The sequence below is a fragment of the Paenibacillus haidiansis genome, from assembly GCF_036553665.1.
GTDB classification, from domain to species: Bacteria; Bacillota; Bacilli; order Paenibacillales; family Paenibacillaceae; genus Fontibacillus; species Fontibacillus haidiansis.
On record NZ_JAZHPZ010000023.1, the window covers coordinates 1 to 12,461 of the forward strand.

Annotated in this window: 13 protein-coding genes and 1 rRNA gene; 2 read left to right on the top strand and 12 right to left on the bottom strand. The window is 47.8% G+C overall.

Annotation, left to right across the window (positions count from 1 at the left end):
* The 7 genes from V3851_RS25220 to V3851_RS25250 all read right to left on the bottom strand — a co-directional run.
* Nucleotides 1–145 (bottom strand): 16S ribosomal RNA (locus V3851_RS25220); the annotation flags it as partial.
* An 876-nt stretch (nucleotides 146–1,021) separates the two neighbouring features.
* Nucleotides 1,022–1,900, bottom strand: a complete 879-nt coding sequence (aguB, locus tag V3851_RS25225) for an N-carbamoylputrescine amidase (RefSeq protein ID WP_331849196.1) — start codon at nucleotides 1,898–1,900, stop codon at nucleotides 1,022–1,024.
* Between the two features lie 42 nt (nucleotides 1,901–1,942).
* Nucleotides 1,943–2,989, bottom strand: a complete 1,047-nt coding sequence (locus V3851_RS25230; RefSeq protein ID WP_331849197.1) for an agmatine deiminase family protein — start codon at nucleotides 2,987–2,989, stop codon at nucleotides 1,943–1,945.
* A gap of 202 nt (nucleotides 2,990–3,191) precedes the next feature.
* Nucleotides 3,192–3,614, bottom strand: coding sequence for an HNH endonuclease (locus V3851_RS25235; RefSeq protein WP_331849198.1), 423 nt, complete (start codon nucleotides 3,612–3,614; stop codon nucleotides 3,192–3,194).
* A gap of 90 nt (nucleotides 3,615–3,704) precedes the next feature.
* Nucleotides 3,705–4,445 carry a CPBP family intramembrane glutamic endopeptidase gene (locus V3851_RS25240; RefSeq protein WP_331849199.1) on the bottom strand — a complete coding sequence of 247 codons (741 nt, stop codon included), beginning with the start codon at nucleotides 4,443–4,445 and terminating at the stop codon, nucleotides 3,705–3,707.
* Between the two features lie 2 nt (nucleotides 4,446–4,447).
* The gene (locus V3851_RS25245) at nucleotides 4,448–5,029 is read right to left on the bottom strand and encodes a TetR/AcrR family transcriptional regulator (RefSeq protein ID WP_331849200.1); all 582 of its coding nucleotides are present in this window, start codon (nucleotides 5,027–5,029) and stop codon (nucleotides 4,448–4,450) included.
* A gap of 130 nt (nucleotides 5,030–5,159) precedes the next feature.
* Entirely contained in the window at nucleotides 5,160–5,648 is a 489-nt protein-coding gene (locus V3851_RS25250; RefSeq protein WP_331849201.1) for a MarR family transcriptional regulator, read from the bottom strand.
* Between the two features lie 133 nt (nucleotides 5,649–5,781).
* Here V3851_RS25250 and V3851_RS25255 point away from each other — a divergent pair, with 133 nt between their 5' ends.
* On the top strand, nucleotides 5,782–6,525 hold the full coding sequence (locus V3851_RS25255) for an NADPH-dependent oxidoreductase (RefSeq protein WP_331849202.1): 744 nt from the start codon (nucleotides 5,782–5,784) through the stop codon (nucleotides 6,523–6,525).
* 74 nt (nucleotides 6,526–6,599) lie between these two features.
* Here V3851_RS25255 and V3851_RS25260 read toward each other — a convergent pair whose 3' ends face one another.
* On the bottom strand, nucleotides 6,600–8,573 hold the full coding sequence (locus tag V3851_RS25260; RefSeq protein WP_331849203.1) for an S-layer homology domain-containing protein: 1,974 nt from the start codon (nucleotides 8,571–8,573) through the stop codon (nucleotides 6,600–6,602).
* Nucleotides 8,574–8,962: 389 nt separating this feature from the next.
* Complete coding sequence (locus V3851_RS25265) at nucleotides 8,963–9,163, bottom strand: cold-shock protein (protein ID WP_068779348.1); 201 nt, start codon at nucleotides 9,161–9,163, stop codon at nucleotides 8,963–8,965.
* Nucleotides 9,164–9,493: 330 nt separating this feature from the next.
* On the opposite strand from V3851_RS25265, the gene V3851_RS25270 reads away from it, so the two are divergent.
* Entirely contained in the window at nucleotides 9,494–10,642 is a 1,149-nt protein-coding gene (locus tag V3851_RS25270) for a copper amine oxidase N-terminal domain-containing protein (RefSeq protein WP_331849204.1), read from the top strand.
* A 99-nt stretch (nucleotides 10,643–10,741) separates the two neighbouring features.
* Here V3851_RS25270 and V3851_RS25275 read toward each other — a convergent pair whose 3' ends face one another.
* From V3851_RS25275 to V3851_RS25285, 3 genes are all read right to left on the bottom strand, one after another.
* Nucleotides 10,742–11,317: a zeta toxin family protein gene (locus tag V3851_RS25275; RefSeq protein WP_331849205.1), complete on the bottom strand. Its 576-nt coding sequence runs from the start codon at nucleotides 11,315–11,317 to the stop codon at nucleotides 10,742–10,744.
* A complete protein-coding gene (locus V3851_RS25280; RefSeq protein WP_331849206.1) occupies nucleotides 11,310–11,507 on the bottom strand; it encodes a hypothetical protein in 198 nt (65 codons plus the stop codon). Before V3851_RS25280 ends, V3851_RS25275 begins: the two co-directional genes overlap by 8 nt.
* Before the next feature lie 135 nt (nucleotides 11,508–11,642).
* Entirely contained in the window at nucleotides 11,643–12,302 is a 660-nt protein-coding gene (locus V3851_RS25285) for a hypothetical protein (protein WP_331849207.1), read from the bottom strand.
* Nucleotides 12,303–12,461: the final 159 nt, after the last annotated feature.

A 12,461-nucleotide genomic window follows, 5' to 3' on the forward strand; every position in this document is an offset into this window, starting at 1 on the left:
GTCTTACGGGCAGGTTGCCTACGTGTTACTCACCCGTCCGCCGCTAACCCTCAGGAGTGCAAGCACTCCATCAGGTCCGCTCGACTTGCATGTATTAGGCACGCCGCCAGCGTTCGTCCTGAGCCAGGATCAAACTCTCCAATAAGGATCGGAAGGAGGCTCATGCCTGAAGGTATGAGGTGTTCCATCCGATGTTTGACTTGCTCATTTCAAAACTGACGAGAAATTAATTCTCATTTAATACTCACTCGTTGTTCAGTTTTCAAAGATCAACTTCACTTTCGTGCATTGCCGCGTCTCAGCAGCAACTCTTATAATATATCACGTTCAAACCAATTTAGCAAGAACTTTTTTTAAGTTTTTTTAAATCCGTTCCGCTTATTAGTCGACCGGCAAAACATCTTGTTTAAGTGGCCGGATTAATAATATAACCCTTAATGACAACCAATTCAAGTTGTAAGTTTTCCCAGTTTAAATTAAGGTCGATCTTGCATAGTCTTTCTACTGAAAAAACCATCTGCTACTGGAAATGCTATTTCTTTGGATATTTTAAAACTCCCCAAAATAATAGAAGCCTGCTGTTTTGGCAGGCCTCATTACTCAAATTGTAGTTCTATGTCCAAAGAAATTTCGGTACCTACTAGAATATGTACAAAAAGATACTTCATTTTGGTGGCAAGAAATGTTATTTATTTGTAGCTTGTGTAGGCATTAGCACCTCTAACCTGGATAGACACATTATTTTTACATGATGGACATTTCATACTACTGGCTGTAGTACTTCCACTTTCCGAGTTACTAGAAACCGTCTTTAATAGTCTGCCGCATGGGCAAACAACATCAACCTTCACATAATTAGCCATTTTTCTTCCCCCTTTCAATAAGGCATAATTACTTTTCCTATAGTAAGTGATAGTAATATATCATATTGGGTCATCGAATTACAGCTAATTCAAAAAGCCCCGACACCACGTCTTCGCGCGATATCGGGGCCCTGGGTAATCTAGCGTTAATATGCGATTCAGTCGAAACGAAGCTCGCCGTCATAGGATGTGATGATCTTGTACAGATCCGGCCGGCGGTCGCGGAAAATTCCCCACTCGATGCGCTGCGTCTCCAGTTGGTCGAGGTCGAATTCGGCCACGAGCACCGTCTCTTCCTCACGGTCGGCCTCAGCGACTTTGTTGCCCTGCGGTCCCGCGATGAAGGACGAGCCGTAGAACGTGATACTCGACTCCTCGTCGGTTTCCGTGCCGACGCGGTTGGAGGCGATCACCGGCACCAGGTTCGAGGCGGCATGCCCCAGCATGCACATCTGCCAGTGATCCTTGGAGTCGATCGAGCCGTCCTGCGGTTCGGAGCCGATCGCCGTCGGATAGAACAGCAGCTCGGCGCCCATCAGCGCCATGCAGCGCGCGGCTTCCGGGTACCATTGATCCCAGCAAACGCCGACGCCGATTTTGGCGTAGCGAGTCTTCCACACTTTAAACCCGGTGTCGCCGGGATTAAAATAAAACTTCTCCTCATACCCCGGTCCGTCCGGGATATGGCTTTTGCGATAGCGACCAAGCACCTCGCCGTTCGCGTCGATAACAGCCAGTGAGTTATAACGGGCATTGTTCTTTTTCTCGTAGAAGCTGATCGGCAGGACGACTTCCAGCTCCTTGGCGACCTGTTGAAAATGCCGGATCGCGGCGTTCTCCTCCAGCTCGGTGGCGTAGATGTAATAGTCGGACTTCTCCTTCTGACAGAAATACGGAGTTTCGAACAGCTCCTGCAGCAAAATAATTTGCGCCCCCTGACGGGCCGCCTCGCGCACCAGCTTATCCGCCTTGGCGATGTTCTCTTCTTTATTGGACGAGCAGCTCATTTGCGTCGCCGCTACTTTGACGTTTCTCATCTCGGTGATCGTACCTCCTTTGCTATATTCGTCCAGTCTAAGTTAGGGTTGACGTCTTGCCGCCATTTGTTGCGTCGTACAGTGGACGTTGCCGCCTTCGCCGATAATTGCCATACCGTTTACGGTGCGAATCTTGCGATCCGGGAACGTCTCGCTCAGCACTTGGACGGCCTGGCGGTCGGTCTCCGCCGCGGCTCCGCCGAACACCGGCAAAATAATGCCGCCGTTCACGAAATAAAAATTCAAATAGCTCAGCGTCAGACGACTGTCTTCATGGAACGCCCGCGGCGGCTGCGGAATCGGAATGATCTCCAGCTTGCGGCCTTGAGCGTCCGTTGCCGCGCTTAGGATCGCGATATTTTCTTGCGTAATCGCGTAATTATCGTCGCTTGGATCGTCGCACACCTGCAGAATCACCTTGCCCGGCGCCGCAAAGCAGGCCACGTTGTCGATATGGCCGTCCGTCTCGTCGCCGCTGAGGCCGCGTTTCAGCCAGATGATCCGGTCGACGTTCACGAAGTTCCGCACGGCGGTCTCGATCTCTTCCCGGCTCATGTGCGGGTTGCGGTTCTTGTTCAGCAGACACTCCTCGGTGGTCAGCAGCGTGCCTTCGCCGTCCGTATGGATGGAGCCGCCCTCCAGTACCAGCGGCGCGTCGAACCGCTTGACGTTCAGGGCTTCAAGGATTTGCGGCGCGACCGCATCATCCAGATCCCAAGGCGAATATTTCCCGCCCCAGGCGTTAAACCCCCAGTTGACTCCGGCCAGTTCGCCTGCGCCGTTGACGAGGAATGTCGGCCCGTTGTCGCGCAGCCACGCGTCGTTATGCTCGATCGGCAAAAAGGAAATGCGCTCCCCATTCGGGCTTTGGCCGAATCGGCCTTTTACGTTCTTCAGATCGTCCGGATTCACAACCACCGTGATCGGTTCGAACTCGGAGATCGCCGTGATGAATTCCGCATACCCGTCACACACCTCGGCATATCTTTCGGGATACACCATCGACTCCCGCACCGGCCAGGAGATGAAAGTCCGTTCATGCGGCGCCCACTCGGCCGGCATTTTATAGTTCAAATCTTTTGGATACATCGTTTCCCTCACATCCAAATTGATGAATTTTATAAGGATTCAGAAGCTGGCGTATGAACAGCCACCTTAAGCGAATCGCTATTTTACCATGATATCATATAACAAAACAATCCCGCCCACAATGGAAGGCAATGGGCTGCTCCATCATCATTGAAACTTAAAAAAGGACGGTCTCCTAAGAAGGAGCCGCCTTGCTGTTCGCTCAACCGATCATCTTGACTTTGGATGATGAACTGCATGTTGCTTTCACGATCCGGTAACCAAGCTTGACGGGATTCGGTACGGAATACGCCTTTTCCTTGAAGTACGTAAACGCCGAACGGTTGCCGCGCTTCGAGTTGCACTCGATGCAGGAAGCAAGCAGGTTTTGCGGAAGATCCGACCCGCCTTTGCTCGACGGAACGATATGATCCACTGTCGTTGCGGGACACCCGCACCACAAACATTGGTAACGGTCTCTTTTCAAAGCTGTCTTTCGATAGTCCTTAAATAAAAACGGGTTGTATAGTAATTGGATGGTGTGCTCGTCGACCCAGACGGCACGGGATCGGTTCACTTCCCGCCATGCCCGGTGCTGCAAGCAGGGGGTCAGTTCCTGACCATCCACATTTAGAACGGTTATCACGATTTATCCTCCCCTAAGTATTGAGGTTATAACCACGGATCTTAAATTCATGGTTATGTATGGTGGAGGTAAGGAACGGAAAATCCCAAATCAGGCCGCTGCCGTACCGCGTTTCCACAAGCCGACAGTATAGATCGCCAGAATCAATACCTGGGCGGTGATTACGACCAGCGCCGTCCGGTCGAAGGCCAGCTCCGTGCTGAAAGAGATGAAATTATGAACGATATGCCACACAATACCGATCCAAAGACTTCGGGTAATGCTGATGATGAGGGCAAGCGTCAGGCCAGCGAGAAAAGCAAAGGCGATCTGCAGCAGCACTTCGGCCGGCTGCGTTCCGCTTAGGGCGTTGGCGGCATGCAGCACACCAAAGATTAGGGACGAGCCGATAACGGCCTGCTTTCGGCTTTTTCCCAACAGGAAAGAGAAGGACAAGCCGCGAAAATAAAGCTCCTCATTGAAGCCGACAACGACAGTGAACAGAGCCAGCGCCGCGTATTCGACTCCCGGACGGGCAAACGCGGGGCCGTAAACGGCAAGCGGAATCGCCTCCATCAGCAGCAGCGGCACGCAAAACCACACGGAGCGAGCGCTGCCGGAGGCAGGCCGGCGGAAACCGGCCTCCCTGGCCGAAAGGCGAAAGCGGCGAAGCAGCCACAGGCCCGCCAAAATGGACAAGGCCACTGAGGCCGTCATTATGAGGTAAGCGGGGACTTCCGCCAGTCCTCCGATTTGGGCGGCCGCCGAGCCGACAGCGGTAAGGAAGGTGCAGATCAGCGCCGCGATGACGGCGGCGACGTAAGGATGATTGCGGATGAAAGTCACGGACATGGTTACAGCTCCTCGCCTTCTCTTTTGAGTGTAGCCAACAAACCTTTAAACACGCCGCCCAATACGGCCTGTGCCTCCTCGTCATCCATCGCGCTGCTGTTGGTGGCGACCAGCGAGGCAATGCCGTGCGTCGTAAACCAGATGCCGGCATACAATTTGCGCGCTTGATCGGCCGATAGGCCGGTCATGCTTCCGATCATCGCAATCACCTGGTCGTCGCCCTCGGTTGTGCCGGCGATTTCCGTCACCTTCTCCTGCTGGAGCCGGTTAGACATAAACAGAAGCTGGAACAGCCTTTTTTCCGTTCGCGCAAACCGGATGTAAGCGAGACCCATGGCCAGAAAGCCGTTGTCGCCGCTCTGCATCGCCGCCAGCATTGCTGTGTTATATAAATGTTCGGCATAAGCGCAGATCGCTTCCCTCAGTTCTTCCATGGAAGAAAATTGGCTGAATATAGGCTGGGTGGAGGTGCCGAGCTTCTTGGCGACGTTGCGTGCGTTGATGGCATCCATCCCCTCTTCACGCATCAGCTCGAGTGCCGCTTCCAGAACGATGCCGCGCGTCACTTTCGGCTTCGGGGGCATAAACTTTCCTCCTCAACAATAATATAACGCTTGTTATATTATATATGTTATATTACGTTCGTTATTTTATCAACATCTTTTTTTGGACTGTAGGATGCGGCTCATCGTGCCGGGTTTGAACTTTGAGGGCCTACCGCAGATCGGCCAGCTTCTCCAGAAAATCCGCCACGATCCCAAGCGACGCCGCGTCGAAACTCGCCAACAGTTCCATCGCTTTTCGATCCTGCTCCTGGTGGAACAGCCGATGCAGTTCGGCCAATTCGGCACCAAGCGGGGTCACGGAGAAATAAATTTCTTTCAGGTTGTCCGGGAGCTGGGTTTTCCGAATCAGGCCCTGCCCCAGCAATTTACGGGTGATTTTGGAGACGGCGCCTTTCGTCAAGCCCATTTCGCGGGCGATATCGACCCCTTTAATCCCGTCATGCTCATAGATGACATCCAAAATATGCAGGCTGGAGAGGGATAAGGCGGGCAGCAGCTTTTTCAGCCGATCGTCGGAGATACGCTCAATGAGCCAAAGCCGATCCTGGTCCTCATCGGTTTCGCTGATCAGGAGTCGGTACATTGATTTTTCGATGCGGTTTTTGAGCTGAAGCAATTCGTCATTCATATCTGGCATAAGGCAAGCCTACCTTTTTTCTTTTCATTATATCATAGTTTCCACGGAAACCATTTGACAGAGCATCGTTTTCTCGTTAATATAGTTTCCAAGGAAACCATTTGAAGCCATTTATATTTTGGAGGGGATTTGAATGAACGAGGTCTTGCAAGTGATCCACCGGCATCGCTCCATCCGCAAGTTTAAAAATATTCCGTTGACCGGCGAGCAAATCGAAGCCATTGTCGACGCGGCGCAAATGGCGCCGACCTCGGCGCATATGCAGCCGTTCTCGATCATCGGCGTAACGGATCAGGAACTGCGGAAGAAGATCGCGGTCCGTTCGGAAAATCCGTGGATTGAGAAATGCGGGTACTTTTTTGTTTTTTGCGCCGATCTTCACCGTATAATGTTGGCTGCCGGCCCGGACCAGCAGGAAAGAATGAGCAGTAACCTGAGCTTCTCGTATTTTTACCAAACCTCGGTGTTGAGTGCCGCGCTTGCCCTGCAAAACGCCAATTTGGCGGCTGAGTCGATGGGGCTCGGAGCCGTGATTATCGGCGGGATTAACGGAGCCCTGCCCGAACTGGACGAATGGCTGGACCTGCCGGACTTCGTCATTCCATTGGTCGGTCTGGCTGTAGGCGTTCCCGATGAGCTCCCCGAGCAAAAGCCGCGGTTGCCAAGGTCCGCCGTGTTTTTTGAAAACCGGTATGATCACGATCTTAAAGCACAGGTCGAAAAATATGACCGGGATGTCGCGGAGTACTACAGCGCGCGAACGAACAACAAGCAGAAGGCAAGCTGGTCCGGGAAATTCATCTCCATGCTGGATAAGGATATGCCTTTGGGCGGGTATACGGAATACGTGAGAAGCAAAGGATTTGATTTGAAATAGCTTAGGTTAAAAGCTTCATCGTCATATTCCTGAAACGAAAAATCCACAACCTCATGAGGTTGTGGATTTAACTCTTATTTCGACTTGCGCCCGATTTCAACAGTCATGATACCGGTAAGATGGCTATAAGATACGTTCACCTTTCTTCCGTTCAACGTGAACTGTTCGGGAATATCATTGCGGTTGAAGTAGTCCCAAACCGACTTCCATTTATCTTCGAAATAGAAGCGGAACAGCTGGGCAGAGACAACCGGAATCTTAAACGACTCCGACACCGTAGCGTCGGGCTTTCCGGGAGGAGTCCCCCATCCCGTAAAGCTAAGCGTGACCTCCGTGTCTTTCGAATCGCTCTGATCCATGACCGTGATCGCATGATGCATGCCGGTTACGCTATAATAACGGCCTCCGTCCGTAAATCCGAGTTCGTTCTCGAAGGCTTTGAAATTGTCCGCCGGATTGGACGACCATTTCGAAGTGAGCTGCGGCGCCTTCCATCCGCCCGGATATTGCATATTCGGATCCAGCGGGTTGAAATCAAAGGTTGAAGGGTACTGGCCCATGGCCCCGAAGTAGTTTGCCGTCGGATGCTCCGGAACGGTCCCGATGAGGATCAGGGTCGTTTCACCCTCCATCTGCGTGGTCACCGGATAATACTTCGAGACGAAATCCAAAGGCAGGAAGAGCGACCCACCCTTGGAGATCCCCTTCACCGTTATATTCGAGTCGTCCATCCCGATGGAGGTGCCGATGAACGTGGAGCCGTTCTTTTTCGGAACCCCGTCCCATTCGAAGACCCACTGATAGCCCTCTTTCAAGACAACGGTCACGACGTTCCAATCGACGCTCATGTCCCAGGACCCGCCCATATCGGGTACGACGTCGCTCACAGGAACATAGACCGTTCCATTCTTATCGAATATCGGCTCCAGGAATGTGTTGAACTCCGGCCCCCGCTTCTCCTCTCCGTTGACGAACAATGCGTAAGGCTTCGCATTCGTAGCGACCTGCGGGTCATTGTTCCGATGCTCCCCCCACTGCACGTGATAGCCGAAGTAATACGAGGTGTGGATCGAGATATTTCCTTTTTTGTACGTCTCCCCGGTTTGACCGTATTCGAGTGCAAGCAAGTCCGTCAAGAGGGCCCTTGTCTCTTTCTCGTTCATCGGCAACCCAAGCTCCCTCAGAATCGAGGTCATCAGACCGATCCTGTTCTTGTCCAGCTTGATGATCGTCATATGCCAATTCTCGCCCAGATCTCCATAAGCGAACTCGTCAAATTGGAAATCCAGCGTAATCCCGCTGCCCTCTACCCGCGTCTGATACCGTTCCGTATTCAGGGAAGCCGTTACGTTGACGCCGGCCTTCTGAGCGATCGCCTTGATCCGGCTGGCAAGAGTGTCGTCCGCCTTTATCGGTTTGCTCGGCGGCTTAATGACTCCCGCCTTATAATCCTTGATTTTTGTAAGGAAGACCGCAGCTTGGGCACGAGTCAGCAATTCCGTCGGACCGTAATTGGCGAAATAATCCCCTCGATCGCTGTATGTACCGGAAGTCAGATTGTGTTCGTATAAATATTTCACGGCGACTTTAGAAGACAAGTTCTCGACATTGCCGTTGAACAGCATGTAGATGATCCGGGCCGCTTCCGCCCTCGTAATCTGGATAAGTCTCTTGTCACCGTCACTGGCCCAGAAATCCTCCAGTGAGGTGATACCGTGCTTGGCCAGCGACTCGTACGCCCAATCCGACCATCTTGGAGGTACGTCTATATCCTCTTCAGCCACTGGGGCTGCGTCGGCCTTTCCATAAAGAATCTGGGCAGCCATGGCGATGAATTCCTCCTGCGTAATGTACGCATTCGGCTTGAAGGAACCGTCTTCATAACCGTGAACGACGTCGGAATCGACTAGCCGGGTAATAGCGTCACTCGCCCAATGGCCCGCGGGGACATCGGTAAATCTCTGCATCGACGACGCCAGGGCGTCTCCCGTGGAGATAAGGGATGCGGTGAGCATAACGGACAGTGTTGCTGCACTAATCTTTCTCATGTTGGTAGGCCTCATGATGTTGTAAACTCCTCTATGTAGTAAAATAGGTGTAGGACGGCTCGCTGAACTTGGTCCTTTTTCCCATCATATCATGAGCTTGAAGTAACCTGCATTGGAAAACTTAAAATTTTTTATAAAAGCAAGTGGCCAACGGACGTGAAGCTGAGGTTGATACGGAACTAGATGTTTCAAAACTTGCCCAGCTTCAAATTCCGGATATATACTTTGGAATGTCATTCAAGCAGCACCAGGTTGGTTTATATCAGTAAATAAAAGTGGTCGAAACGATGGTACTCCCGTGAAAAGTACAAACAGATCCCTCTTTCTCTCCTGGACTAATGGGCAAAAAAAAGCCCCAACCCTAGGGTTGGGGCTTTCTAGCAGCCGTCTTATAGCTTAACAACATTCTCGGCTTGTGGACCGCGATTGCCTTGTACCACGTTAAATTCCACGCGTTGACCTTCGTCCAACGATTTAAAGCCATCGCCAACAATTGCACTAAAGTGCACGAATACGTCGTTCCCGCCTTCAACCTCGATAAAACCAAAGCCTTTTTCCGCATTAAACCACTTTACTGTTCCTGTTTCCATGATTCATTACCTCCACATTTTCATTTTTATATGACCTTAAAATTTCCAAAAGTACACATATTGTACAAGATTATGCAATTAAAATCATAACCCTCTACAATATGTGACTTAAGTTCGAAATTTCAATAAACTCACCTTAACACATTTGGAATTGGTTTACAACTTTATTTCCATTCCCGCAAAATACAAGCCGATTGAATCATCTTAATTTGCAATTTTGAATGCCTATTAGAGCTAGCAGCCCCTGACGGAAAAGTGTATAATGCAAGCGATACATATATTGGAAATCCTAATTTTAAAATAAAGAAATCATTTTTGAGAGGTGTAGCAATGAAAATTAAAATTATCCTCACATTATTCACTTTTACATTGTTCTTAGCTTTTGGTTATACGGCCCACGCAGAAAATCCTCAAGACTATTATGAAGATGTAACAGAAGCTGACTTGAAAAACAGTATGATTTTATCTCCTGAAAGCTCCATGGCATTTATTAATGGACAGATGGTATCAGCCGTACAGCCGATTGTTAGAGATGGCAGAACATTAGTACCGCTTCGTTTTATTTCGGAGGGGTTTGGTGCAAAGGTAGAATTTAACGCAAAAAATCAGTCTATTACCATTAAATACGATAACAATACCATTTCCTTGAAAATAGGAAAGAAGGCTCTTTCTGTAGACGGGAAATCCATCAAAATGGATGTGGCCGCGAACGTTTACAACAATACAACATATATTCCTTTAAGGTATATTGGCGAGGCTTTTAATAAAAAAGTAGTCTATTTAAAAAATGCGGAGATTCAACCATATAGTTTGATTATAATTAGGGATGTTAATGCCACAGCGATAGAAAACCTTAATTTGATCCGCGTTTATGAATTAATATACCAAGGAAAATCGATTGTCTATAGTGACCGTTTTATGGCGGTAATTATAGAAAACGGCCAATTATTCTTTAGCAATGATTTCTCTAATTTCGAGCCTTTTGTTTATCATGAATGGATTGACGATAAAAATACGATTCGCCATGGGGATATTTGGTTTGAAACGGATATGGGACATTTTTATTTGAATTACGCCTATGCCACAACGCAGGAATTTATTTTATACCGTGTGGATGGAGAGGAGATTACAAGGGTAGCGATTGAAAAAGCACCGATAAAGGCGGTAAAAACCTATCAAAACAATGTCTATTATTTAACGAGATATGAACGTGGTATACCCAATGCTCATGAAACTAGCAATTTAAAATCTGCAACGTTTGACAATGGACAATGGGTTTCTGATTATTTAGGCAAGCCGGGATTTTATTATGGCTTTGACACATCAGGCAATATCTATGATTGGCCAATTGATGATAACGGCATTACTACATTTGGTTATCTACGCTTTAGCGATTTAAGCTCTGATGAAAAAAAGACAACATTTGGACATTATAGAATCGAGCTGAAGGGGCATGACCATGAGCTTGTAACGCCATAAAGTAAGACTCTTTTCCCTGGTCAGCCTCCTCCCTTGTCCGAAGGCAACGCCACATAGTCGAACTTCGTGTGGGTGTAGTCACAGTTTTGATGTCACCAATTATCTGTATCCAAAAAGAACTGTCTCAGACCAAGCAGGTATCGACTCAACACAATAGGTCATCTTACCATTCATGATTTCAGCCACAATAGAAGGCTCGTATGTATTATCAATGATGATAACTTGGTCAGCAATGGCTAAAGCAGGTTTTAGATTTTGCAATGATTGACCATATCGAAAGCGAATATCCTCTTCTGCGATCCAATGTCCACCCTGCTCAACACGAGAAGCTACACGGTCTATATGCATTTGGACGTCTTGCAGGCCGATATAATAAATGACAACGCTATAACCGGTATCTTTGGCAATTTGCATATGCTTCAAAACAAAGGTGCCTGATAAAGTGGTTTCAATGGCAAAGTGTTTTCCACTTTTGATGAGAGAACGGATTTTTTTCACAGCTTCCCTTCCAGCAGATAGATCAACACTCCGTGGGTCATCTGGCCTTAATTCTCGTGCAATCTGGTCCGGGTCAATCAGTTCGCCGATCCACTCTCTCATTTGCAAACTAATCGTGCTTTTGCCAGCCCCATTAGTGCCAGCAAAAACCGTCATGATTGGTTTGGTATCACTCATGATATTCATATTCCTGACGTTTTCCGGTTGCATCAAAAACGATCATGAACTTATTACCTTCTGCGTCTTCACGAACACGCTTGTTATTCTTTATATAATAAATTGATGCACCTGACTCCCTAGCTTGCTTCCGTGCATGTTGATTTGCTTTTTTCAAAACTTCTTGGAGTTGTTCTCGATTCACAAACATCCTCAATCTCCTCCGGTTTTAAATTATGTTTATTATATCATAAAATGAATTGACACCGACCAGAACACGGGTTAATGGTGTTAAGTGCCTTAAATTCCTGTCCAAAACAATTGTTCCTCTCGCCCCAACCCTAACTTAATCACTCTTTGGCTTATCCAGTGTGTAGATCTTTGCATTCTCAATTTGAATAAAAGATAACTGTATTTTCTCATCCTTCTTCCATCGTTTTATTAACCCTTTTGAGTACTCCCAGTAACTCTTCACTTCTTCGGAATTAAAGACTCTATAGCCGTTAATCCATAATTCAGGACGTGTATCTTTTTTATCATATATATAAAGAAATGCCTTCTTAGGTGAATCAATAAGTCGATAACTTATCGCAAAACCCCTAGATATTTTCCTTAAATTATCTACTTCTCTCCAAGCTTCGAAATTAAAATAAATTGCGTGACTTTTCTTCTCAGAATGAGAAAAACAATCACCACACCCATTACAAGTCAGCTCAATTGCATTATCTTTTTCATAACTCAGCCCAGTGCAAATCCTAAAAATATATGATTGTTGGCATTTTGGGCATGTTAAGCAATCATCAGTTACTTCTTTTAATATGCCCAGAAATTCAGTAATTCTTTTTTGTGTAACGTCCGGTTCATCGTCAGCAGTTAACACTCTTATCATTTCAGTTTGAAGCTTGAATAAAGCAAATAATGATCCCCTCTTGACCAATTTTTCAGCTAAATTCTTATAATCTGCAATCTGAAATTGCTTTTCTTTTTCAGTAATCATTATGGTCATTTATATCACTCCAAATCTATTTTTATAGTAATTAGTTTCACCAGAATAATAGATTGGTATACAAAAAAAAGACACCATAATGGTGTCTTCTTTAAAATACATATGGAGGCGAGGGGAGTCGAACAAGCGTACACTATCTCCCACCACTACTTTCCATAT